General features: G+C 42.9%; 23 protein-coding genes. 14 read left to right on the top strand and 9 right to left on the bottom strand.

Annotated elements, in window-relative coordinates; genetic code table 11:
- Positions 1-14: 14 nt before the first annotated feature.
- Positions 15-305, bottom strand: coding sequence for a 50S ribosomal protein L27 (gene rpmA, locus VMX18_01990; protein ID HUT22161.1), 291 nt, complete (start codon positions 303-305; stop codon positions 15-17).
- Between the two features lie 125 nt (positions 306-430).
- Here rpmA and VMX18_01985 point away from each other — a divergent pair, with 125 nt between their 5' ends.
- From VMX18_01985 to VMX18_01960, 6 genes are all read left to right on the top strand, one after another.
- Entirely contained in the window at positions 431-1240 is an 810-nt protein-coding gene (locus VMX18_01985) for a C39 family peptidase (GenBank protein ID HUT22160.1), read from the top strand.
- A 43-nt stretch (positions 1241-1283) separates the two neighbouring features.
- Positions 1284-1652, top strand: coding sequence for a 6-carboxytetrahydropterin synthase (locus VMX18_01980; protein HUT22159.1), 369 nt, complete (start codon positions 1284-1286; stop codon positions 1650-1652).
- Positions 1653-1751: 99 nt separating this feature from the next.
- Entirely contained in the window at positions 1752-2069 is a 318-nt protein-coding gene (locus VMX18_01975; GenBank protein ID HUT22158.1) for an S-adenosylmethionine decarboxylase, read from the top strand.
- 72 nt (positions 2070-2141) lie between these two features.
- Positions 2142-4031, top strand: a complete 1890-nt coding sequence (locus VMX18_01970) for a bis-aminopropyl spermidine synthase family protein (GenBank protein HUT22157.1) — start codon at positions 2142-2144, stop codon at positions 4029-4031.
- Positions 4028-5095 carry an ATP-grasp domain-containing protein gene (locus tag VMX18_01965; protein HUT22156.1) on the top strand — a complete coding sequence of 356 codons (1068 nt, stop codon included), beginning with the start codon at positions 4028-4030 and terminating at the stop codon, positions 5093-5095. Before VMX18_01970 ends, VMX18_01965 begins: the two co-directional genes overlap by 4 nt.
- An 8-nt stretch (positions 5096-5103) precedes the next feature.
- Positions 5104-6123, top strand: a complete 1020-nt coding sequence (locus VMX18_01960; GenBank protein HUT22155.1) for a glycosyltransferase — start codon at positions 5104-5106, stop codon at positions 6121-6123.
- 24 nt (positions 6124-6147) lie between these two features.
- Here VMX18_01960 and VMX18_01955 read toward each other — a convergent pair whose 3' ends face one another.
- Positions 6148-6573: a hypothetical protein gene (locus tag VMX18_01955; protein HUT22154.1), complete on the bottom strand. Its 426-nt coding sequence runs from the start codon at positions 6571-6573 to the stop codon at positions 6148-6150.
- A gap of 326 nt (positions 6574-6899) precedes the next feature.
- Here VMX18_01955 and VMX18_01950 point away from each other — a divergent pair, with 326 nt between their 5' ends.
- The 4 genes from VMX18_01950 to VMX18_01935 all read left to right on the top strand — a co-directional run bounded on the left by VMX18_01950 (position 6900) and on the right by VMX18_01935 (position 10206).
- Positions 6900-7994 (top strand): hypothetical protein, encoded by a 1095-nt coding sequence (locus VMX18_01950; GenBank protein HUT22153.1) that lies wholly within the window; start codon positions 6900-6902, stop codon positions 7992-7994.
- Positions 7995-8139: 145 nt separating this feature from the next.
- Positions 8140-8508: an iron-sulfur cluster assembly scaffold protein gene (locus tag VMX18_01945; protein HUT22152.1), complete on the top strand. Its 369-nt coding sequence runs from the start codon at positions 8140-8142 to the stop codon at positions 8506-8508.
- Between the two features lie 282 nt (positions 8509-8790).
- On the top strand, positions 8791-9027 hold the full coding sequence (locus tag VMX18_01940; GenBank protein HUT22151.1) for a NifU family protein: 237 nt from the start codon (positions 8791-8793) through the stop codon (positions 9025-9027).
- Positions 9028-9030: 3 nt separating this feature from the next.
- Complete coding sequence (locus VMX18_01935) at positions 9031-10206, top strand: cysteine desulfurase family protein (GenBank protein HUT22150.1); 1176 nt, start codon at positions 9031-9033, stop codon at positions 10204-10206.
- Positions 10207-10492: 286 nt separating this feature from the next.
- On the opposite strand, the gene ftsW is transcribed toward VMX18_01935, so the two are convergent.
- From ftsW to VMX18_01915, 4 genes are all read right to left on the bottom strand, one after another.
- Entirely contained in the window at positions 10493-11611 is a 1119-nt protein-coding gene (ftsW, locus tag VMX18_01930) for a putative lipid II flippase FtsW (protein HUT22149.1), read from the bottom strand.
- A 1-nt stretch (position 11612) separates the two neighbouring features.
- On the bottom strand, positions 11613-13034 hold the full coding sequence (gene murD, locus VMX18_01925; protein ID HUT22148.1) for a UDP-N-acetylmuramoyl-L-alanine--D-glutamate ligase: 1422 nt from the start codon (positions 13032-13034) through the stop codon (positions 11613-11615).
- Between the two features lie 119 nt (positions 13035-13153).
- Positions 13154-14203 (bottom strand): phospho-N-acetylmuramoyl-pentapeptide-transferase, encoded by a 1050-nt coding sequence (gene mraY, locus VMX18_01920; GenBank protein HUT22147.1) that lies wholly within the window; start codon positions 14201-14203, stop codon positions 13154-13156.
- A 1-nt stretch (position 14204) separates the two neighbouring features.
- Positions 14205-14603: a hypothetical protein gene (locus tag VMX18_01915; protein HUT22146.1), complete on the bottom strand. Its 399-nt coding sequence runs from the start codon at positions 14601-14603 to the stop codon at positions 14205-14207.
- Positions 14604-14719: 116 nt separating this feature from the next.
- Here VMX18_01915 and VMX18_01910 point away from each other — a divergent pair, with 116 nt between their 5' ends.
- Positions 14720-16003 carry a protein phosphatase 2C domain-containing protein gene (locus VMX18_01910; GenBank protein ID HUT22145.1) on the top strand — a complete coding sequence of 428 codons (1284 nt, stop codon included), beginning with the start codon at positions 14720-14722 and terminating at the stop codon, positions 16001-16003.
- 38 nt (positions 16004-16041) lie between these two features.
- Here the strand turns inward: VMX18_01910 and VMX18_01905 are convergent, their stop codons facing one another.
- Complete coding sequence (locus VMX18_01905) at positions 16042-16371, bottom strand: hypothetical protein (protein HUT22144.1); 330 nt, start codon at positions 16369-16371, stop codon at positions 16042-16044.
- Positions 16372-16490: 119 nt separating this feature from the next.
- Here VMX18_01905 and miaB point away from each other — a divergent pair, with 119 nt between their 5' ends.
- The 3 genes from miaB (at position 16491) to VMX18_01890 (ending at position 19837) form a co-directional block, all read left to right on the top strand.
- The gene (miaB, locus tag VMX18_01900) at positions 16491-17771 is read left to right on the top strand and encodes a tRNA (N6-isopentenyl adenosine(37)-C2)-methylthiotransferase MiaB (GenBank protein HUT22143.1); all 1281 of its coding nucleotides are present in this window, start codon (positions 16491-16493) and stop codon (positions 17769-17771) included.
- 247 nt (positions 17772-18018) lie between these two features.
- Positions 18019-18939: a tRNA (adenosine(37)-N6)-dimethylallyltransferase MiaA gene (gene miaA / locus VMX18_01895; protein ID HUT22142.1), complete on the top strand. Its 921-nt coding sequence runs from the start codon at positions 18019-18021 to the stop codon at positions 18937-18939.
- Between the two features lie 118 nt (positions 18940-19057).
- Positions 19058-19837 (top strand): Dickkopf N-terminal cysteine-rich domain-containing protein, encoded by a 780-nt coding sequence (locus VMX18_01890; protein ID HUT22141.1) that lies wholly within the window; start codon positions 19058-19060, stop codon positions 19835-19837.
- A 162-nt stretch (positions 19838-19999) separates the two neighbouring features.
- Here VMX18_01890 and gatB read toward each other — a convergent pair whose 3' ends face one another.
- Together gatB and tmk are read right to left on the bottom strand one after the other, a co-directional pair.
- Positions 20000-21538: an Asp-tRNA(Asn)/Glu-tRNA(Gln) amidotransferase subunit GatB gene (gene gatB, locus VMX18_01885; GenBank protein ID HUT22140.1), complete on the bottom strand. Its 1539-nt coding sequence runs from the start codon at positions 21536-21538 to the stop codon at positions 20000-20002.
- 201 nt (positions 21539-21739) lie between these two features.
- The gene (tmk, locus tag VMX18_01880) at positions 21740-22384 is read right to left on the bottom strand and encodes a dTMP kinase (GenBank protein HUT22139.1); all 645 of its coding nucleotides are present in this window, start codon (positions 22382-22384) and stop codon (positions 21740-21742) included.
- Positions 22385-22642 lie beyond the last annotated feature (258 nt).

Below are 22642 nucleotides of genomic sequence, written 5' to 3'. Positions count from 1 at the left end.
TTTTTTTCAATTTGTTATTTTTTGCCTTTTTCAGACACGACATGCACGTATCTGGTTTTCTTCAACGCGCCCGTGAATCTTCTTTGTTTCTTCTCCGTGAACTTCACAATCCCGTTGGCTGTGGCGAACAAAGTGTCGTCTTTGCCCGAGTCCACGTTTTCGCCGGGTCGAAATTTCGAACCTCTTTGACGAATCAGGATGTTGCCGGCCTTGGCGTATTCGCCGGCATATAATTTAACGCCCAGTCTTTTCGAGACGGAATCTCGTCCCAGCCGAGTACTGCCGGCCGCTTTTTTATGTGCCATATTAAGTTAAAAATTAAAATTTTGCGATTAATTGTTTAAGATATTGATAATATTAACTTATTTCAAAGAATTCGTCAAGTTTCACAAATTGACAATTCAGCTCTATTAAAATACGATATTAATATATGAATAAATTAACAAAAATCGCGTTTTTTCCGTTTTTATTGATAATTTTGTCCGGTTGCGGCCGAATTTCATTGCTTGCGAACAATCTTGAAAACGAGGCATTAACAACCGAAGCGACGCCAGAAACAACGGTAGAATCTCCCGCGACGCTTGAGCATGCCCCGGCTGAGCAAGAGGTTTCATTGCCCGCCACTTTTGATTTGGACGTGGCGTTCGCGTCGCAAGCGCCTTTTGGCAATTGGGAATTGCCGTATCAGGAAGCGTGCGAAGAAGCCAGCTTGATCACGGCATACAAATATTTCGCCAAACAGCCGCTGGACGCCGCCATTATGGATGAGGAATTGAAAAAATTGGTGGCTTGGGAAACGACCAATCTCGGCTTGTACACCGACACCAACGTGGCTGAGGTGGCTCGAATGGCCAAGGAATATTTTAAATTGGATGTTGAAATATCAAGCGATGTTTCGGAACAAAGAATAAAGGAAGAATTGGTCAAGGGACATTTGATCATTTTGCCGGCTTCGGGCCGCGACTTGGATAATCCCAATTTTACCGCTCCGGGCCCGCTGTTTCACATGTTGGTCGTTCGCGGATATGACAGAAACGAATTTATCACCAATGATCCGGGCACCAGAAAAGGATTGAAATTCAAATATAAATACGATAATTTGCTCTCGGCCGTTCATGATTTGTATTCGGAAAACGGCATTGTTTTCCGGCCTTATGAAGAGACGGAAACGCCTGACGCGGAAAAGTCAAGAAAAATGAGGCTGGGCGATCGGAAAATGATGATTGTAAAGGGTTTATAAGTAAAATTTAGAAAATAATTTTTTTAAATTAGTTATATTTTTTATGAAGCTTGTAGTATCAGATTTTTTCCATGCTTCTCACACACTGCCCGACAGCAGTAATTTGATTTCAAAGGATTGTGCGCGACTGCATGGGCATACTTATCTTGTGAAAGTAGAAATTGAATCGGGCGAATTAAAGAATGGCATGATTGCAGATTTTAAAAAAATCAAAGACATTATAGGAATTTTTGATCACAGACACGTTAATGATGTTTTTAACGAGCATGGCTGGAACGAGCCTACAACGGCGGAGAATATAGCAATATTTATAAAGAAAAAGATCGCTGCTGATTTTAATTTTAAAACTGTTTCAGTTTCAGTGTGTGAGGGATATATGGGAGAAGTGTTATCATCATGGATAATTGTTTAATCTATATCATGTCCAAATAAGACAATCCAAATATATAATTTTAGTCCAGTAGATAATTGGGAAAAACAATGGGGCGAGCATACACACATTACTTGTCATATGGTGCTAGAAGGTTTTGGCGATGATCCCAATATTTTTAAAAAAAGAGAACTTATGTCCAGAATAGAGATGTTTGTTTCTCTATTAGGTTTGCATATTGTAAAAAAAACAGTTCATGGATTTCATCCTCAAGGCAGTTCAATCGTTTTTATATTAGAGGAAAGCCATATTGCTGTACATGTCTGGCCCGAAAATTCTTACATACACATCGACTTAGTTACTTGTTCTAAAAAAACAATTCGTCAGTTAAAAGTAGCGAATCTATTTAAGCTATGCTTTTTGCTGAGAAAAGGGAGAGTGCTAAAGTTTCACTATTAGTTCATGAAAGTTCGCTATTCTTTATTATATGAGTTTACGTGGATTGTATTGAAAGTGCTTGTTATGATCTGTATGGGAAAAAAAATAATTAAACTTTCTTGTATTATCCTTTCCTGTGACCCAGGGAAAGCGAAAGGAAATTGTATCCTTCATTGTTTGACTGCAATTTTTGCACAAAAATTTAAATATTTTGAGGTAATTTTAATTGAAAATAGTCACCATAAAAAAAATAACATCCCATTAATACGAGACACGGTTCGTGAATTGAACAAAAGAAGGCCAACGCCCATAGCCTTTTCGCTTATAAATAACAAGCAATCATATGGTTATGGTAAAGCAAGGAATATCGGCGCTGAGAGGGCAAGTAGCAATCTGCTTGTTTTTGTTGATGATGATACAATAATTTTAGATAATAGCGCTTTTCAGAAAATTTTTTGTCTTTCGAGGAATTTCGATTATGGATACGGCGCAAAACGATTGTGGACAAGGCAGGGATGGTTTCCCAAAAATACAAAAAAGATACTTAATAAAATGGAGAACGGAGAAATTGGGTTTTTAAAACATAATGCCGGACTTCCTCCTGCTTTGTTTCGTGATCCATTTTTTCAAAATATTAAGCAGTCAACATTTATCGCTAATTTCGGATTCTGCAAAAAGGATATTTTTAAAAAACTGGGAGGATTTCCGAATTATTCGGGTTATGGATTTGAAGATGATTTTTTGATGTTCAGATTATATGAATTAGGATATCGTTTTATGCTTATGAATGATTTTTTAGTGATTCATGTGTCTCACCGTGCAGGAATAAATCAACAGAGCAATCTTGTTGAATACTTTTTAGCATTAATTGAAAGAGGATATTTTTCGTTCCACGTGATAAACACATTTTCTGGAAAACCAATGCAGAGGAGGACGGTTTTAGAAAAATTAAAGCCTATTCATTATGATTTTAGAATAGAAGAAGCATATGAGGATTATATCAGGCTGATACCCTTAGATATACAATTGTCTGATAGGAAAACAGTTTCATCTTGGCGAAAAAATAACATGATTGAAAAGATGGATTTTGCTTGTTTAATGAGGAATTTACAAAACAGTAATAATGTTGATGAGTTTATTAAGAATAGTTCAGCGGATTTTGACAATATAGGCGTTCTTATTGATGTGGGAATAAAGAATGAAATAGTCAAGGTTGAAAAGAACGGTAAGGTGAAAAAAATATTCAATTTTCATTTTACAAAAAAAGATTTTTTTGAATTAATAGAGAATCCATCTTTTGTTCCAAATTGTGATTTAAATCAATTCCCTTGTGATTTTGCGTCACGTAAACGACGTTTTGATTTATTTAAAGAACGCTACCCTTTTACTGAATATTTAAAGTTTGGCATAATAGGAGATGATGACTTGGTAAGTTTAGAATTTATTAATGAATTTTGGGCTTACCCTGTTATTATAGAAAAAGACGATAATATAACAAAAATTATTAAAAAGGCCTCTCCACGATTTAAAGTTATAAAATTTGACATTAGGAAGATAATTAAGGCGGATGGTTTCCCGGAAGTTCAGACATTTATTACTGATCCGCCGTATACTATATATGGTGCTTTGGCATTTATTTTTGCTGGCCTTAGGATGCTTGTAAAGAATAACAATGTAAAAGAATTTTATGTTATTTTAAATCAAACGATGATAGGGAAAAATTTGTTGAAATTGCAACAGATCCTTTCTCGCGCAGGGGTGTATTTGATTGAAATAAGAAGGAATTTCAGTCAGTATAAATTACCAATGCATTTCAGTGAGAGAAAAAGAGCTGATCGTTTTCTCGACAGTCTTGCAATTGATAGGTCTTCGTCGGAGTATAGTTCATCTTCTGATTTATTTATATTCAGGACTATTGATCCTGATATAGACTGGCTCGGTAAACAAATAAACTTTAAAAAATTTTATATACATTATTTATGATTCTAACAAAACAGTTAATTCCATCAGAAATTCCTTTTCTTTGCAATAAACGGACGCTTTATCTGTCAGATTTTCGTGCTATCAGCGAATCTATGTTATACGAAATCCCGGCCATGTGGAAGTATGAAAATCTTTTACCATGGATATTGGATGGGCAATATGTGATAGTAAATGATGATTTTGGAGGTATTGAATATAATCATGGTAATAACATATTGCCGGTAAGAAAAGCCATGGATCCAAGAGTGTCGGTATTTGAGAGAGTAAAAGATGACATAATAACTAAGAATGAAATTTCTTCTCTCTGGGTATCAATACCTCATCCTAAGGCAGATGCATTAGCTAAGGAAAACAAACTATCCATTAATTACAATTATTCGGAATTTAAAAAATATAATGATAAATTATCTCAAAAGGATGTATTAAAGAGTTATACTCCGGAATGGAAGAAAATTAATAATGTGAAAGAGTTGGATGATTTTGAGTGCATTCATAAGCCAGGTTTTCTTAAAAGAAGATTTGGATCCGGGGGGTATACGGTGTTTTTGAGCTCGGAAATAAAATGTGATTTAAATTTTAGAAATCTTTTTTCAAAGACTTCTGATGAATGGTATTGGGAAGCTCTCGCGTTAGGAATACCTCATAGCATACAATGTGTGCGATATAGAGAATCGGGAGACACCATTATTTTTGGATTTTCAGAACAACTTATCGCGGAAAATAAATATTTTGTAGGATCTAAAATATTGCCATTGGAATTTTTAGATGACATAATTTTAAGACAGTTACGTGATGTGCTAAGTAAAATAAATATTTTCCTTGAAGGATATGAAGGCTTTTTTGGTGTTGATTTCATGGTTGAATCGGAGACCCAGAAGATATCAGTCTTAGAACTCAACGTGAGGATGACAGCGGCTACTATTCCAACATTATTAATGAATGAATTAAGAAAGGAAAAAGGAGAATATAGAGAGGACGTGCCATTGTCGCAGGTCCAACAGCATGATATTATTTTGACGAAAGACGTGTTAGCTAATACCGCGGATATTCTTAGGTATTCTTAGAATATATTATGAAGAATATTATCGCTATCCCACCTTACTATTTAGGAACTTCATTTGAAGATATTGTGCGTGGATTGAAATTATCCATTAAACATATTGGTATAAAGGCAACGATGGTTGGATATATTAAACCACTTGATAATTGCATTAAAGGAGGAATATTGGATGACTCAGATTATATTACTGGACAATTTAAACTCATTGAAAAACTTATTGCATTAGGGAAAGTTGACCGAATTTTATTTTTGGATTTTTTTAATCCCGGCATTGATCTATTGAAATATTATTATACTCAGCAAGGAATTATTTGTCGATTGGGCGCATTGTTGCATGGAGGTTCTTTTTTGCCGAATGATTTATATTCTTGGCCGTGGTTAAAAAAAACAGAATTCGCTTGGGCTAGTATTTATGATAGGATTTATGTGCCATCAAGGTTTCTTGCTGAAGAGTGTCCTCAGGATTTTTGCAAAAAGATAAAGGTTTCACCATGGGGAATGGATGCTTTTAGGAAATGTCTTTTATCACATAAAATAAAATATGATGTAATATTTCCACATAGGCTCGATGACGATAAAGGTATTGAGCAATTTTGTTGCATCGTATCAAAGTTGCCTGCTGTTGGGTTCGTGGTAACTTTCCCGCAGCCCATGAATATTATGAGAAAAAATAAATATTTTAAAATGCTTCAACGATATAAAAATATAATATTTATTGCGGAGCAATCTTCAACTGAGCATATTCAAACACTTGCTCAATCACGTATTGTTTTAAGTTGTTCAAAACAAGAGAATTTTGGTTATGCAGTCATGAAGGCTGTTGCATGCGGATGTATCCCGGTATTACCTAATAATTTGTGTTACCCTGATTTTTTTCCAGAAAGATTTCTTTACACAACTAGTAAAGAAGCTATTTATCTTATTAGTCATTATATAAAAGATTGTAACAATAAAAATATAGAACATGAATTAGTTGATAGAGTAAAAAAATACTCATTTGTCCCAATACTTAAAGATTTTTTTCAATTATAAAAGTGCGTCTTTGTTTGGCGCACTTTATCCAGTCCCTAACTTATAGATGTATTGAGGATCTGGTTTGTGTACCCTATGATCCATAATTGCGTTTTCTATAGCAACAAAAACGATGCCGCAACTAATAGATCCGTCCATTCGGTGGAACGGAGCTTCTGACACTCGGAAGAGATCGCCTTCAAACCTAAGTAAACTGTCGATGATTTTTTTATATTCTCCGTCGTTGGAGACCTCGACCATGGCGAGTATTGCTGGGACAGATGGTTTTTCCTCTCCGAGAATCACAATGGGGTATACGAATACCTCAAACGGATCTGTTGTATCCGTGACGACATATATATCTCCGTGAATAAAGCCTTCCATCACTTCGACCGGAGCACTTCCCAAAATATCAATTTGTCGTCTTGGGTCCTTGAGTGAACCGTAGAAAATGAAAGATTTTAGTGGCATTGATACCGCTCCTTCACTGAAGATGAATAATGGTCACCTAGTTGTAATTTTATAAGAAAGTTGAGAGATGTCAAGGAAATATTCCGAAAATGGGGTTGTTTTCAGACCTTATGAAGAAACGAGCGTCTCGGACGCTGAAAAACTGCGTAAAATGCGATTGGGAGATCGGAAAATAATGATTGTAAAAGGTTTATAAAGGATAAAAAAGTGGCTTAATTCGGTCATTTTTTTATTATTGACAAAAAAAGAGTTATTTGTTATTATAATATCTCGATTTCATCGAGAATCACTGTGAGAATAATCAATCGTCAACCAGGAGGAAGACCATGACGGACAAGAAGGGCAAGGGCGTTTCTTTTTCGGAGCCGGGCACGACCGTGGATCCGGCGGTGCATTTCACGCCGGGACCGAATACTGTCCGGCTCGACTCGGCGGCGGCACCGGCGGGCAACGGCTTTCAGACCGATGTTCCTCCAGAGGCTCGGCCGAAGTCAGAGCCGAAGGTGTTCCAGATCGACGTGCCGCCCAGCGCGGCCAAGGCGGAGAAGAAGGCGGCGGCTACTCCCCTACGCATGCTGGAGGTCTCGAGCGAGCAGGATCCGCAGGAGCGCGGAACGCATGCAGTGGACGTGCGCAAGGCGTGGCGGCGCCGGCAGCTGCTAGCGCATTACGACGGCGGCACGCGGGCGTTCTTCGCCCGCGTGGAGGCGGCGATCACCGACTTCATCAAGGCCGGCCTGCCTCGGCTGTCCGGCTACCTGCACGAGAAGGCAGGGGAGGAGTGGCTCGGCCACCCCATCTTCGAGGTTCTGAACGGGCCATGCTTCTTCCTCAAGGAAACGGAAGTGCGGCAGTCCGGTCCGCTCGGCGACAAGGCGTTCGGCTTGAGCGCTTCCGAACTCGCGGCCGGGTTCCGGCCGGTGTTCGAGAAGTACCCCGAGCTCGCGCACTTGCTCCCCCTCGACGTGCACATGCTCGGAGCCGCGTCCGAGGCGCTCTGCTCGAAGGAGCAGCTGCTCCAGCGCTTCATGCCGGGATTGCTCAGCCGTTTCTTCAAGACGGTTGAGCAGTACTTCCGCGAGGAAGAGGGTTTCTGGGCGGTCGTCGAGCAGTTCTACCAGACCGCGGCGACGGACACCTGGCCCGGCTACGAAGTGGCTCCGGGCGTCTTCATTCGCGGCGAGAAGATCAAGGCGGTCTTCGGCGACCCGACCCCGGTCACAGCCGTCGGATTGCTGGGCAATTCGGATGATCTCGGCCTGCTCGAGGAGATCATGGTCGCGCGCGGCGACCGGTTCATCTTCGAGCTCCCGCTCACGGTCGTCGAGCTCTGGGCGAAGTTGATCGAGCAGGACCTGGCCAAGGCGGCCGAGTCCGAGAACTTCTTGTCCGGGGCATTCCCCGCGGCAGACGTCGACTAGAACACACAGCCCTTCGAGTCAAATCTCAAGGGCCAGCTCTTCCGGATCTTTTCGGAAGAGCTTTTGATTTTTTAAGGTCATATCTTTGACTTTTAAGCCCTTTTTTGTTATATTGTTAATACCTTAAATTTTAACGACTTAATATATGTATTCAAAAAAAGTACTTGAGCACTTCACCAATCCGCATAATCAAGGCACAATTGACGATGCCGATGCGGTTGGCGAGGCCGGGAACATGCGTTGCGGCGATATTATGAAAATTTATTTGAAAATAAAGGACGATAAAATCGATGACATAAAATTCGAGACTTTGGGCTGCGCGGCCGCGATCGCCACGTCTTCTATTATGACAGATTTGGTTAAAGGAAAAACGCTCGAAGACGCCTTGAAAGTGACTGACAAAGACATTGTCGATTCACTCGGCGATTTGCCGCCGGTCAAATATCATTGTTCGATTCTGGCTACCAAGGCGCTGAAAGATGGCATTGACAAGTATAGAGTCAGTGGCAAGTAGGCGAGATTTTAAGGATTACAAAAAGAGATCTCTCCACTTCGTCATCCTTCGCCTCAGCTTCGGACGACTTCCTGCCTGCCGGCAGGCAGGCGGTCGAGATGACAACTTCTTTTGTTTATTCGTAATAGGGCCTAAACCATAAATTAAAAACCAAGCTTAATCCTAATAGATTTAATTATTCGTAGCTTTCAAGGTCAAGTCAAGCTAATCAGCGGCAGCGATTCGTAGCAAACAGATAAACCTAAACCAAGCTTAATCCTAATAGAATTAATTATTCGTAATATGGAATTTAAAGAACAAGTCGAACAAGTCATCAACGAAATAAGACCGCATCTTCAAGCCGATGGAGGCGATATTGAATTGGTCGAGGCCGACGCCTCAAACGGCCAAGTCAAAGTCAGATTGGCCGGACATTGCGCGCATTGTCCCATGGCTACATTGACTTTGCAAAAATTGGTTGAGAAAAATTTGAAAACAAAAATCAAAGAGGTGACTGAGGTTATTAACGTAACCGTTTAATTTATGAATAGAATTTATTTCGATAACGCGGCGACCACCAAGGTCGATCCGCAAGTGCTCGAGGCCATGCTGCCGTTTTTTACCGAAAAATTCGGCAATCCTTCCTCGATTCATTCCTTCGGCCAGGAAGCCGAGGCCGCGTTGACCGAGGCTAGAGAAAAAATCGCCGATATTTTGGGATGTCAGCCAAAGGAAGCCATTTTTACTTCGGGCGCGACCGAAAGCAACAACTTGGCTATTTTGGGCGTTTACGAAAGTTTCAAAGACAAAAAACCTCATTTTATAACCAGCGCCATTGAGCATCCGGCGGTTTTGGAAACATTCAAAGAACTTAAAAACAGAGGTTGCGAAGTTGATATTATCGGCGTTGATCATGAAGGCATGATTAAATTGGATGAGTTGAAAGCCAAAATAAAAAAGGATACGGCGCTCGTGTCAATCATGTACGCCAATAATGAAATCGGCGTTGTGTGGCCGATTGAAGAAATCGCCAAAATCGTGGCCGAAGCCAGAGAAAAAAGAACGGACAAGGATTTGCCGATTTATTTGCACACGGACGCGGCGCAAGCGTTTAATTATTTGCCTTGCAAAGTGAATTACCTCGGGTGCGATTTATTGACGATTTCCGGGCAGAAAATTTTCGGTCCCAAAGGCGTGGGACTTTTATTCATCAGAAACAACACGAAAATTTCACCGATCACTTTTGGCGGCCATCAGGAAGGCGGCCTCAGACCGGGCACCATTAACGTGGCGCTCAACGTCGGTTTGGCCAAAGCCATGGAGATGGCGGAAAAAAACAGGGCGGCCAACGTAAAAAAAGTGAAAAGTTTGCAGGACAAACTGGCTGAAGAAATATTGAAAATAAAGGACACTAAAATAAACGGCAGTTTGGAACATCGTTTGCCGAATAATTTGAATATCAGTTTCAAAGGCGCGGAAGGCGAGAGCATTTTGATGCTTCTCGACATGGAAGGCATTGCCGTCTCCACGGGCTCGGCTTGTTCTTCCGGGTCATTGTCCTCCTCGCATGTTCTCACGGCCATGGGCATAAAACCGGAATGGTCTCACGGCAGTTTGAGAATAACGCTCGGTCGGTTCAACACGGAAGTTGAAGTCAGACAATTTTTGAAAGTTTTGCCGGGTATTATTGAAAAACTCAGGCAAATGTCGCCTAAATAATTTGATAAAAAGATCCGCCGAATTGGCGGGCTTTTTTATTTCCGGAAACCGGAAATTGGAAAATAGAAACTGGGAATGGAGAAATCTATTTCGAAAAATTAGGAAAAGATCTCTCCGCTTCGTCGTCCTTCGCTTATGTCCGCGCTAAAACTACTATGGACAAGAAAGCTTCGGACGACTTCGGTCGAGATGACAACAGCGGCGGCCTTGTTTCCATGTTTCTTTGTCTCTCTGCTCTTTTGTTTTATGTTCCATGTTTCATGATATGTGATCTATGCTCCATGATTCAGGCTCTAGTCTGCCTGGAAATATTGATCAAAATGCCAAAAGCCGCCATATTGATGGCCAACGCCGTGCCGCCGTGACTGACGAGCGGCAGGGGAACGCCGGTCATAGGCGCCAGGCCGACCATGGCCGCGACATTGACGAACGCCTGTACGATGAACCAACTGCCGATGCCGATGGCCAAGAGACGGCCGAAGGGATCCGAACATTTGTCAGCCATTTTTAAAATTCTTATAAACAACGCGATGAATAGTCCGATCAGCAAAAGAGCGAAAAAATAGCCGAGTTCTTCGCAAACGATCGCGAAAATGGAATCGCCGGTCACTTCGGGCAGGTATTGGAATTTCTGGCGAGAATGGCCGAATCCTCGGCCGAAAAGTCCTCCCGAACCGATGGCCAAAAACGCTTGATTGATATGATAACCGATGCCCTGCGGATCCAGTTCCGGGTGAAGGAAGGTCATTAGTCGGGCGCTGCGATACGGCGAGATTTTGATCAGTAATAAAATTAAGCCCGCGCCGGCGGCCGCGATGGTGGTCAAATGAGATATCTTGGCGCCGGAGGCGAAATAGACAATGATCGCCGACGCCAGGATCACAAACAATGTGCCGATATCCGGCTGCAAAGCCATTAAAATGGAGATAATGCCGATGATGAAGATGAATGGTAAAAATCCGGATTTAAAGTTTTTGATATCATCTTTATTCCTTCTGGATAACCAGATCGACAAATACATCAAAAAGGTCAGTTTGACCAATTCCGAAGGTTGAAATGAAAATCCTCCCAGATCGATCCAACTTTTGGCGCCGCCGTATTCCACTCCCACTCCGGGCAGAAAAACGCTGAGCAGCAGTATTAAAGAAACGATAAATAACGGACCGATGGATTTTTTCCAGCGCTGATAATTTATCAATGAGAGCAAAATCAATAAAACAATGCCGGGCAAAAATCCGTGAAACAGCTGTTGTTTGATGAAATGATAGCTGTCATTGAATTTTTCAAAACCGGCCGCTGAGCTGGCGGATGTTAAAATAATCAGGCCGAACAATAAAATCGCCCCGAACAAACCGATCAGAATATAATCCGGTCGATGATAAGATGTTTTTTGTTTTTTTATCATTTTATCTTATTTGGTCCAAGTTTTTTTCCTCAGCGTCTTCCAGTTTAGGCGATACTTCGCCGAATTGAGTTTCTATTTGTTGTTCGCCTCTGCCGGCTTCCAAACTTTTTAGTTTATTCACGGCTTGGCGGAATTTATCGCCGCGATCGAATTCGTTTTTAAACAGGCCGAAGCTGGCCAGACTCGGAGAAAGCAAGATAACGTCGCCGACCTCGCTTGATTCAAACGCGTCGGCCACCGCTTTATCCATGTTGTCGTAAATTCCGGCGACATCGTCTCCGCCAAATGCCTCAATTTGTTTTTTAAGTTCGGCCGTGGCCGTTCCTTCCAAAAGAAAGCAAGCTTTGACGTTTTCCGCGATGTCTTTGGCCAGATCCGATAAATCCAGTTTTTTATCCGCGCCGCCCGCAATCAGAATGATCGGAAAATCTTGGTAGGCCTTCAAAGCCGCTTGGCCGGCCACGGGCGTGGTGCTGGTGGTGTCATTGACGAAGGTGACTCCGTCTATTTTGGCGATTTTTTCCAATCTGTTTTCCACTCCTTTGAAATTTTCGCAAACTTCGCGGACTTTTTTTATGTCGAGTTCGAAAATTTCCGCGACTTTCAAAGCCGCGCCCACGTTTTCTTTGTTGTGAACTCCGAGCAGTTTCAAATCCCAGTCCGGCCGCACTGATTCATCGTCAAACCAAATGATTTGCGCTTGGGTCTCATCGGCCATTTTTTTCGTCTCTTCGTTTTTGGCGTTCAAAATCAAGCAGTCGGTTTGGCGCTGGTATTTGTAAATATTTTTTTTGTCTTCAATGTATTCTGCCATGTTTGCGTAGCGATTGAGATGATCCGGATAAATATTGGTGACCATGGCGATTTGCGGGCTGATTTTGTCCGCGCCGAAACCTTGCAGCTGCCAGCTCGATAATTCCAAAACGACCAGATCATCTTCCGTCGCCTCATCGATTAGCGGCAAAGTCGCTTTGCCCATGATGTTTCCGGCCAGAAAAACTTTTTTTCCCGTTAATTTTAAAATCTCGGCGATCAAAGTCGCGGTGGTTGTTTTTCCTCGAGTGCCGGTAATGCCGATAATCGGGCAGGGGCAATATTTGGCGAATAGCGATTCATCCATTTCTATTTCGACGCCCGCGTCTATTGCGACTTTCAAAAAAGGCGAGTTTGCCGGCACGTCCGCGTTTCTTAAAATCAAATCCGCGCTCGTAAAATCCTCATCGACGTGTTTGCCCAGCGTGTATTTGATGGGCAGACCGGCTAATTCTTTCAATGACGAGGCCAATTCTTCTTCCGTTTTCAAATCCGTAACCGTGACAATGGCGCCATGTTTTACGAAAAATTTGGTATCAAGCAAGCCGCGCCCCAATAAGCCGAGGCCCATGACCGTGACTTTTTTGCCTTTAAAATTCGGGAATTCCATAAGTTAAGTAATGAGTAAAAAGTAATGCGGAATGGGAAAATAGAAACTGGAAACTAGAAATTGGGGTTGGAGAAAAAATTGCTCCATTGTTTCATTGCTACGTGTTATGTGATCCATGATCAATACCACCCCTGATCCATCAACGATATGATTACTCCGATGACCGCGGCCACTCCGGAGATCAACCAGAAGCGCATGACGATTTTCGGTTCGGACCAGCCCAGCGCTTGAAAGTGATGGTGAATGGGAGCGGAGAGAAAGACTTTTTTCTTGCGGATCTTTTTAGAAGTTAATTGAATGATGACCGATAAGGATTCCAAAACGGGAATCAGACAGATGATTAAAAGCAACAGCGCGGTATTGGTCAGCATGGCCACTACGCCCAAAGTGACGCCTAGCGCCATGGCTCCGGTATCGCCCATGAAAAATCTGGCCGGATTGATATTGAACCATAAAAAAGCCAAAAGCGCGCCCACTATTACTCCGCAAAAAGTGGCCAGCTCGAATTTGCCCTGAGTGAAAGCGATGGCGCCGAAAGCCGCGAAGGCGGTGACCAATGTTCCGCCGGCCAAGCCGTCGAGGCCGTCGGTTTCATTGATGGAAAAAGAAGTGGCCACGATGACGAAGATGAAAACCGGTATATACCACCAGCCGATATTGAAATTGCCGATAAAAGGCACGTGAAAAACATCCCAGTCCAGTTTGAAATAAAACCAAAACGCGCCGATCAAGGCGATAATGAAATAAACACCGAGCCGCATGCCCATGCTCAGGCCGCCGCCGTGCGGCCCGATTTTTCGAACGCCCAAATAATCGTCGACCAATCCGATGAGCGCGCTGATGATCAAGACGCCGAGAGGTAAAAGAGTTTGCGCTCTGGTTAAAAAGTTTAATTTTTGGAAGATTTCAATGTTGGTGAACGCCGCCAATAAGAAAAAGACAACCGCGATGATTAAAACGGACAACCAAATGATAATGCCGCCCATGGTCGGCGTGCCCGCTTTTTCTTTGTGTAGTTTTGAGAAAATTGGCGTTTCTTTGCTGTCCCTGATTTGCTTGCCCAATTTGTATTTATACAAAAAATGAGTCAGCGCCGGCGTCCAGGCAATGGCGAAGACGAAAGCCAAAGTGGCAAGTAAAGCGATTTTAAAAACGAGAGCTGTTTCCATATTAGATATTTATTAAAATTGTTAATAGTGTCGCGATGGCCAGGAATGATTGAGTCAGCAAAGTGGCGAAAGAGAAAAAATAACTGACCATGATTTTTTTGCTGTAAAAATAAATGGCCAAAATGAAATTGACTATTAAAATTCCCAAGCCCAAGGCCGGAACGTACAAACTCTGATACCATTGTCCGTAAAGATCAATGCCCCAATAAATATTGTAATGAAGCGGCAAGGATAATTTTTCCGGATTGGCCAGAGCGATAGGTCGAAATTTAAATAACAAAAGAGCCCAGATGCCCAGATTGATCAAAAGTCCGATAATCGAGCAAATGATTATCAGCTTGTTTTTTCTGGCCGGGCTGGCTTTGAAATTTTCGAAAATTTGGTGAATTGAGGCTAGCATATTGTTGGTATTCTAAAATTCAGTTTAGCACTCTTTTTGGATTTTTGAAAGTTGAGAAATTGTCGAATAAGTCGCTTTTTGATATAATTTGAACATTGATTATTAATTGAAAAAATATGACTTTTGAAATGCCGGGCATCAACAAACCTCATTTGCCGATCCCGCAAATGCCAAAGTCGCCGAAAGTCGGCGATTTGGCCGAAGAGGAGATCGCTTTGGGAGACGAAGACATTTATGAAGAAATAGAGCCTGAGATGGTCGAAGCCGTGGAGATGCCGCCTCTGCCGCAAGAAGAAATAGAAAAACAGGTCAGAATGGACGCCAACAGAAAATTGAACGAACAATACGCTTACCCGGCCTTGCCGGAAAATAAATTTGTGGAAAAGTCCGGAATTATTAATGTTGAAGGCAACGGGACATTTGAAGCGTCATGTTTCGGCTTTACCAAAGAAAAAGCCCCCGACGATAAACATATGTTTAATCAAGACACGGCCTTTTTTGATCCGGAGGCCGGATTGCTTGGAGTGTGTGATGGTATGGGAGGCAGACAAAAAGGGGAGCTCGCCAGCAGGATCGCGTCCGAAGCCTTGTATAAGGAATTGCTTTTGGCTGAATTCGACGGCGATCGCAAAAAATATGAAGCTAATTTGAGAAAAATTTTTAGCGGAGACAAAGTTAGTGAAAATAAAAAAGAGGGCATTAATGATTTGGTGCTAAAGAACGCGCCGGGTTCGTCAACTACGGTTTCGTTCGTGAAAGTCGTTGAATCCGCTCCGGGCAAGCTTATGGCCTGCGCCGGCTGGCTGGGCGACAGTCCCATTTACGTGAGAAGAAAAGATGGCCGGCTGGAGCAAGTCAGCCGAGATCATAACGCGTTGAAGGTGGTGGCTGAAACCGATGACCCGAATAAATTGTCCAATTATGCCATTGCTTTGGGCAGAGGAGTGCTGGGCGCCAAATTCGATCAAATCGGAGCTGAGACGATGAGCAAAGCGATTAAAAAATTGTCAGCGTGCGAAACGGTTGAGGACGCATCTCGCGTGGCCGGAGAATTTAAAAATGTAGATTCGGAAGATTTGGTGGATGTTTATAAAAAAATGAGAAGCATGGTTGATAGAGGCGTTGGCAATAAAAATTATAAAAAAGAAGATTTGGATTTGGCCTGGATAACGCTCGAAGACGGAGACATGGTTTTTGCAGCTTCCGATGGTTTGTCTGATAATAGAACGCGAAAAGAATTGGAGCAAAGCATAAAAAATTCGGTTGATTTTAAAGTAATCAATAGCCAGCTTTCAAGAGAATTCAAAGAAGCTGAGGATAGAAAGAAAGAGGATGGAGAAGCTGATACAAAAATTGATGATTTGACCGAAGTGGGCATGACTGTCAGACTGGCCGCATAAAATAAAGTATTTGAAAAAGAGAGTTTATGAGCTCTCTTTTATGTTTCGATCGGCGACGCCGCCATGGCCAGGCCGGAAAATAAGGCTTTCAGCCAGCGGCGTTCGTTTTCGTCTTTAATCTTTTCGCGAACATCCGCCGTGAATCTGACCCCTATGGTAAAGATCAATCCTTGCCTCTCGGCCGGCAATTGTCCGATAAGCTCTTGAAAGTTCGCTTGTTCTGCCGTATACTGTCGAAATGACAGCGAGCATTCAGTGTTGTTAAAAGGCTTTGCTTGGATCAGCGGAACCAAATGTTCGAGCAGGAGCGCTTTGCCGATTTCACTGATGCGCCTTTTTGCTACGTACTCATCGATGAGCTCAGCCATGGCCGGATTGGCCCGGAGCCAAGCTCTAATGATCGCAGGGATCCGGGGTTCGGTCATGGTGACTCCTCCTTGCAATAGGTTTGTTATCTTAACATGTTTTATTTATTTGTCAATGCTTTATGGATAAATCTTATAAAATTGTCGTTTTCGGTTGTCAGATGAATAAATCGGACGCTGAGAGAATTGCCGCGGTTTTGCGAAAATCAGGCTATGTTGAGATTGAAGATGAAAATAAAGCCGACATTTTATTGATTGTCTCCTGCTCGGTCAGGCAAAAAGGCGTGGACAGGGTTTTCGGCAAAGCGCGTCTATGGCAGGAAAACAGAAAAAAAGGAGCCATGACTATTTTAACGGGTTGCGTGGCCGAATCGGACAGAAAAAAATTCGAAAACAAGTTCGATTTTATTTTCAATATTAAAAATTTATGGCAGCTGGAAAAGTTTTTATTTGAAAAGGAAACTTTACCCAAAGATTATTTGAAAGTCGCGCCTAAATATGAATCTTCTTTTCAGGCGTTTATCCCGATTATGACCGGCTGCGATAATTTTTGTTCTTACTGCGTGGTGCCGCTGACTCGAGGCAGGGAAGAAAGCGCGCGGGTTAAAGATTTGATTTCGCAAATAAAAAGTTTCATTGCGAGCGGCGGTCAAGAAATCACTTTGCTCGGCCAAAACGTGAATTCATACAAGCCGGAGGATTTGGATTCCTTTTCCGTTGAAAATCCTTATGAAAATAATTTCGCCAAATTGTTGTGGGAATTAAACAAGCTCGACGGTTTGAAGAGAATCAATTTTACGGCCAGCCATCCCAAAGACATGTCCGATGATTTGATTAACGCTTTGACTTTGCCAAAGCAAATGAATTTTTTGCATCTGGCGGTTCAATCCGGTTCGAATGAAATTTTAAAAAGCATGAATAGAAAATACACCGTTGAAGATTATTTGAAAATTATTGAAAAAGTCAGGCAGGTAAAGCCGGATATCGCGCTGGCCACTGATATCATCGTCGGTTTTTCGGGTGAAACGCAAAAAGATTTTCAGGATACGATTGATTTATATGACAAGGTGAAATTTGATATAGCCTATCTCGCGCGGTTTTCTCCGCGACCGGGCACGGCCGCCGCTAAATTGCCCGATGATGTTTCCCGCGAAGAAAAAAAATCGCGCTGGGAAGAATTGCAAAAATTGAACGTGAAATATTCCTTGGAAAACAATCAGAAATATTTGGGCAAAACCGTTTCGGTTTTGATTGATAAGAAAGTGGCTGAAAATATTTGGGAAGGTAATAGTTTGGAAATGAAAAGAGTCAGAATTGAAAGCGACAAAGATTTGCTGGGAAAAATCATTGATGTTAAAGTCAAAGAGGCGAAGGAGTGGATTTTGATAGGAGGGGTTGTTTAAGAAAGGCTTGGTTTCGGCTTGCCCATTTGGGGCATCGCCGACCCACTTTTTGGCGCCAAAAAGTGGGCAAAAAGCGCTGGGGGAAAATGATTCGCAAAGCGTCGATTAAATGTTAATGATCTCGCCACGGCTCAGCATTTTCCCCCAGACCCCCACGGGCTTGTTTGGTTCGAATCGTCAATATTAGAATTTGGGATTTTGGAAATTGGAATTTGTTTCGGATTTAGGTATTAGAATTTAGAATTTTATGAAGAAAAGAAAGATAATTATCATCTGCGGTCCGACAGGCTCGGGCAAATCTGGTCTTGCTCTGCAAATCGCCAAAGAGCATGACGGTTTTTTGATTGCCGCGGATTCTCGCCAAATTTATAAACACATGAATATCGGCACCAATAAAGACCAAGGAGAATGGAAGGATGGCGTCTTTTATGTCAACGGCATTGCCGAATATTTGGTTGACATAATCGATCCGAAAAACGATTTTACCGTAGCCGATTGGTTGTCCGAAGTTGATCGCATTATCGCCGAGAATCCGGATCAAACGCCGATCATTGTCGGCGGCACCGGACTTTATATTTCAGCGCTGACGCAAGGATTTTCATTGGCGCCCGCGTCCTCGCAAAAATTAAGAGACAAGCTCAATAAAAAATTTGAAAAAAAAGGACTTGAATATTTGGTTGAAAAATTATTGAAGCTCGACCCCGAAGCCGAGGAATTGATTGATTTGAAAAATCCGCGCCGAGTGATCAGAGCGCTTGAAGTGGTCATGAGCTCGGGCAAGAAGTTTTCCGAATTTCAGCAACGCGGTGTTTCTAAAAAATATAAATTTTTGACTTTGGGAGTGAAAGTCGACAAGGAAGAATTGTATGAAAAAATAAATCATCGAGTGGATGAGATGTTTGCGCAGGGTTTGGTCGAAGAAATAAAGGAGCTTAATAAGAGCGGTTATACTTGCGATTTGCCGATTATGAAGAACACCATCGGCTATCAGGAAGTCTGCGAATTCATTCAAGGCAGAACGGATCTGGCCAAAGCCAAAGAGGATCTTAAGATCAACACCAGACACTACGCCAAGCGCCAAAATACTTGGTTTTTGCGCGATAAATCAATTAAATGGGTCAATGGACCAAAGGACGCCAAACCGCTTATTAACGCGTTTTTAAGCTGATAATACATTATCCATTTCTATTTGTTTGCGGAATGTTTGCATTTCGCTTTTTTTATCCAAAATTAGATAAAAAAAGACTACAATCATTGACTTTTTTGATTAAATATGATATAATATAATGATTTACTGGAATTGCAAGAACTTCAAAATCCCGCCAAGGCGGGAAAAGAAAAGGGGAGAGATCATGAAAAGCATGATGTTTGCGGCGTTGTGCGTCCTGTGCGCTTTCTTCAACGGCTGCTTCGGCTCGGTCGGCTACCACGAGCCGATCGACGATCAGTGCTACAGCGACTACGACTGTCCGTACGGGACGGTCTGCACCGGCACCGATGTGGGAAACACCTGCATCGGCGAGCCCGGCTACGTGGACGAGGCGGTCGCGACAGACGGTGGTTGTTGGACGGACGATGATTGTCCGTTCAACATGTACTGTCAGCCGATGGCTGTCCCGGGGGTCAACTACTGTGAGTGGTTGTACCCCTGTGCCAGCGACTGGGACTGCCGGTCCGACATGTTCTGCGACTGGGACGGCTATTGCAGCGTCTCGCAAGTCGCGGTCGTGGTCGAAGACGGTCCGGTCGGAGGCTGCCGCGTGGATGCCGACTGTCATATCGGTTTCTACTGCGGTGCTGACGGTGCCTGCTATGCGATGCAGGCCGGTTGCATCTCGGACTACGACTGCCCGGTCGGCAACTTCTGCGCCGCGGATGGTAGCTGTGTCCCGCTCACGCGGACCGGCTGCCAGTCGGCCAGCGACTGTCCGGTCGGAACCTTCTGCTCCTCGGACGGGCTCTGTTACCAGAGCGCGCCCGAGCCTCGGCCTGCCACCTGCGGATCGGACAACGACTGTCCGACCGGCACGTACTGCGACAACGATGGCGCCTGCTACCCGTACTAGGGGAGTGGGCGCCTCCTGCAGTTCTTGAGCGCCGTTTGGTCAATCCAGACGGCGTTCTTCTATTTTAAAAAATAAAAACGCGCGGCCGGCGGCGATTTCGCCGCCGTGTAGAGACGCGCCGCGGCGCGTCTCTACGACGGACATTCGTCCGTTGCCGCGCGTTTATTTCAATTTGTTTTTTAAAATTTCTTCCGCCTTTTTCGGCTCAACCTTGCCGCCGGATTGTTTCATGACTTGGCCCAATAAATATTTTATTATCGGCTCCTTGCCTGATTTGTATTCGGCCACTTGATCCGGACATTGTTTGATCACCGAATCAACCACGGCTTCAATGGTTTCGTCATCGGACACTTGTTCCAAATTCAATTCCACAACGGCCTGCGACGGGCCAATGCCGGTTTTTACCATGGCTTCCAATATTTTATCGGCGGCCGCGCTGTTTACTTTTCTTTCAAAAATCATGGTAATCAATTCAGCGAAGTTTTCAGGATTGATTTTGCTTTCGGACAAATCAATATTTTCTTTTTCCAATATCGGCAAAAGTCCGTTGATTAGCCGGTCGCTTAAAGTTTTAATCAATTTCTTTTTCGAATTTTCCCAGATTTCTTCTTTTGACCCTTCGACCTCTTCGAGAGTGGACACCCATTCGCTCAGCTCTGAAATCGCTCGCTCGGTAAAGTCATCGATTTGTTTGTTTGAAGTTAAAATTTTAGCGGCTTCGCCGGGAAAGCCGTATTCTTCCATGAATCGTCGGCGCTTGGCTTGCGGCAATTCGGGCAAGAGCGCTTTTATTTCCGCCACGTATTCTTTGCCAATGGTCAGCGGAGGAATATCCGGCTCCGGAAAATAGCGGTAATCTTTCGCGCCTTCTTTGGAGCGTTGCTCCACCGTCTCTTGAATTTTATCGTTCCAGCCGCGAGTCGCTTGCTCTTTGGGCGCTTCGCCTTTTTCCCAAAGCAAGGTCTGTCTGTTGATTTCAAATTCCAGCGCCTTTTCCAGCGATTTGAACGAATTGATGTTTTTGATTTCGGTTTTGGGATTTAATTCCGTGTCGTTTTCAGGCAATAGCGAAATATTGGCGTCGCAGCGAAGATGCCCTTTTTCCATGTCAGCGTCTGAAATTCCCAGTTCCCGCACCAGCAGTTGCAATTCTTGGCCAAAGGTCTTGGCTTCGCTCGGATTTCGAAAATCCGGATAGGTGACTATTTCCAGCAAAGGCGAACCGCTGCGATTGAAATCCAAAAGCGATTTTGACTCTTCCTTCGAATGAATCATTTTTGCCGTGTCTTCTTCCATGTGCGCGCGCACGATTCTGATTCTTTTCAATTCTTCTTCTTTGTCCAGTCTGCCGGCCAGGCCGTCTTTGGCGCCCGCATTGATTATAAAATTTCCTTCCGAGCAAATCGGCAAATCAAATTGCGAGATTTGATAACCTTTGGGCAGATCAGGGTAAAAATAATTTTTGCGATCGAATTTGGTGAATGAAGCTATTTCGCAATTCAGCGCCAAACCGAGTTTGACCGCGGATTCAATCGCTTTTTTGTTCAAAGTCGGCAAGGCTCCCGGCTGGCCCAGACAGATCGGGCAGATGGCCGTGTTCGGCAAATCATCTTCGTTCAAATTATCGCAATCGCAAAACATTTTGCTGCGAGTATTCAGCTGAATGTGAAATTCGAGGCCGATTATTGGAGTATATTTCATATTACGAATAATTACATATTACAAATAATTACGAATGAGGATCCGCCGCGACGATTGTCATTCCCGCGAAAGCGGGAATCCACAAAATAGCAGTGGAAGCATAAGCGGCGGCTTTAATAAGATTTCTCCATTCCGTTCACTTCGCTCTCTCCAGCCTGCCCCGAGCATGGCCGAGGGGTCGAAATGACAAAATATTGTTGTTTATACCATTAGAATTTTCTTAATCTCTTGCCAAATCTTATTCTGAATATTTTCAATCGTATCATCCGCGTCAATGACTACCCAATTGACTTCGGTTTTCGCCAAAGACAAATAACCTTGCCTGACTTTTTCGTGAAATTCGATTTTCTCCGCGTCAAAGCGGTCGTCTTTTAAATTATTTCTATCTTGGCCGTTTTCCACTCTGGCCAAACCGATTTTCGGGTCAATGTCCAAAAGTATGGTCAGATCGGGATTCAGGCCGCCCGTGGCAAAGCCGTTTATTTCTTTGACTTTATTCAAATCGAACAGGCCTCTGCCGAAATGCTGATAGGCGAAAGAGGAGCCTTGAAATCTGTCGCAAATAACGATCGTTCCTTGATCCATTTTCGGTCTGATGATTTGTTTGACATGCTGAGCGCGCGACGCGCAAAACAAAAATAATTCGGTCTCAGGCATCATTTCTTTATTGGCCGGGTCTTTAAGCAGTGTTCTGATTTTTTCCGCGATCGGACAATCCGTTCCGCCGGGTTCTCTGGTTAAAAGAGTTTGATAGCCCGCGTTTTTCAATTGTTCTTCCAAAAGTTTGATTTGCGTGGTTTTTCCCGTGCCTTCTCCGCCTTCAAAGACAATGAATTTTCCTGACATATTTTTATGTTAGATATGCGTTTAGCTTATTTTATCATAAATTACAAATAATTGCATTCAAAAAGATAAGTTATATTTAGGTTTTATTGATTTATTACCAATAATTACAAATACGTTACAAATTACAGCAGCTGATAAGTTTGGCTTGGTGTTATGTTTATTATAAATTGAATTGGTATAAATAATCATTAATCGTTTAAACTACTCTAACTACTTTAATTAGTTAACCGTTCATGTTATTGACAAAATCATCTTTTC

The sequence above is a fragment of the Candidatus Bipolaricaulota bacterium genome, assembly GCA_035528115.1.
GTDB lineage: Bacteria > Patescibacteriota > Patescibacteriia > UBA11705 > DATKZF01 > DATKZF01.
This window is presented reverse-complemented; position numbering and strand designations above follow the sequence as displayed.

Excerpts from the sequence above, each read along its gene's own strand:
- VMX18_01905 (HUT22144.1), bottom strand. The coding sequence starts at position 16,371 with ATGGCTGAGCTCATCGATGAGTACGTAGCAAAAAGGCGCATCAGTGAA.
- VMX18_01950 (HUT22153.1), top strand. The coding sequence starts at position 6,900 with ATGACGGACAAGAAGGGCAAGGGCGTTTCTTTTTCGGAGCCGGGCACG.
- VMX18_01915 (HUT22146.1), bottom strand. The coding sequence starts at position 14,603 with ATGCTAGCCTCAATTCACCAAATTTTCGAAAATTTCAAAGCCAGCCCG.
- VMX18_01945 (HUT22152.1), top strand. The coding sequence starts at position 8,140 with ATGTATTCAAAAAAAGTACTTGAGCACTTCACCAATCCGCATAATCAA.
- mraY (HUT22147.1), bottom strand. The coding sequence starts at position 14,203 with ATGGAAACAGCTCTCGTTTTTAAAATCGCTTTACTTGCCACTTTGGCT.
- VMX18_01985 (HUT22160.1), top strand. The coding sequence starts at position 431 with ATGAATAAATTAACAAAAATCGCGTTTTTTCCGTTTTTATTGATAATT.
- murD (HUT22148.1), bottom strand. The coding sequence starts at position 13,034 with ATGGAATTCCCGAATTTTAAAGGCAAAAAAGTCACGGTCATGGGCCTC.
- ftsW (HUT22149.1), bottom strand. The coding sequence starts at position 11,611 with ATGATAAAAAAACAAAAAACATCTTATCATCGACCGGATTATATTCTG.
- VMX18_01975 (HUT22158.1), top strand. The coding sequence starts at position 1,752 with ATGGTGCTAGAAGGTTTTGGCGATGATCCCAATATTTTTAAAAAAAGA.
- miaA (HUT22142.1), top strand. The coding sequence starts at position 18,019 with ATGAAGAAAAGAAAGATAATTATCATCTGCGGTCCGACAGGCTCGGGC.
- rpmA (HUT22161.1), bottom strand. The coding sequence starts at position 305 with ATGGCACATAAAAAAGCGGCCGGCAGTACTCGGCTGGGACGAGATTCC.
- miaB (HUT22143.1), top strand. The coding sequence starts at position 16,491 with ATGGATAAATCTTATAAAATTGTCGTTTTCGGTTGTCAGATGAATAAA.
- VMX18_01965 (HUT22156.1), top strand. The coding sequence starts at position 4,028 with ATGATTCTAACAAAACAGTTAATTCCATCAGAAATTCCTTTTCTTTGC.
- VMX18_01955 (HUT22154.1), bottom strand. The coding sequence starts at position 6,573 with ATGCCACTAAAATCTTTCATTTTCTACGGTTCACTCAAGGACCCAAGA.
- VMX18_01890 (HUT22141.1), top strand. The coding sequence starts at position 19,058 with ATGATTTACTGGAATTGCAAGAACTTCAAAATCCCGCCAAGGCGGGAA.
- VMX18_01960 (HUT22155.1), top strand. The coding sequence starts at position 5,104 with ATGAAGAATATTATCGCTATCCCACCTTACTATTTAGGAACTTCATTT.
- VMX18_01935 (HUT22150.1), top strand. The coding sequence starts at position 9,031 with ATGAATAGAATTTATTTCGATAACGCGGCGACCACCAAGGTCGATCCG.
- VMX18_01980 (HUT22159.1), top strand. The coding sequence starts at position 1,284 with ATGAAGCTTGTAGTATCAGATTTTTTCCATGCTTCTCACACACTGCCC.
- VMX18_01940 (HUT22151.1), top strand. The coding sequence starts at position 8,791 with ATGGAATTTAAAGAACAAGTCGAACAAGTCATCAACGAAATAAGACCG.
- VMX18_01910 (HUT22145.1), top strand. The coding sequence starts at position 14,720 with ATGACTTTTGAAATGCCGGGCATCAACAAACCTCATTTGCCGATCCCG.
- VMX18_01970 (HUT22157.1), top strand. The coding sequence starts at position 2,142 with ATGGGAAAAAAAATAATTAAACTTTCTTGTATTATCCTTTCCTGTGAC.
- tmk (HUT22139.1), bottom strand. The coding sequence starts at position 22,384 with ATGTCAGGAAAATTCATTGTCTTTGAAGGCGGAGAAGGCACGGGAAAA.
- gatB (HUT22140.1), bottom strand. The coding sequence starts at position 21,538 with ATGAAATATACTCCAATAATCGGCCTCGAATTTCACATTCAGCTGAAT.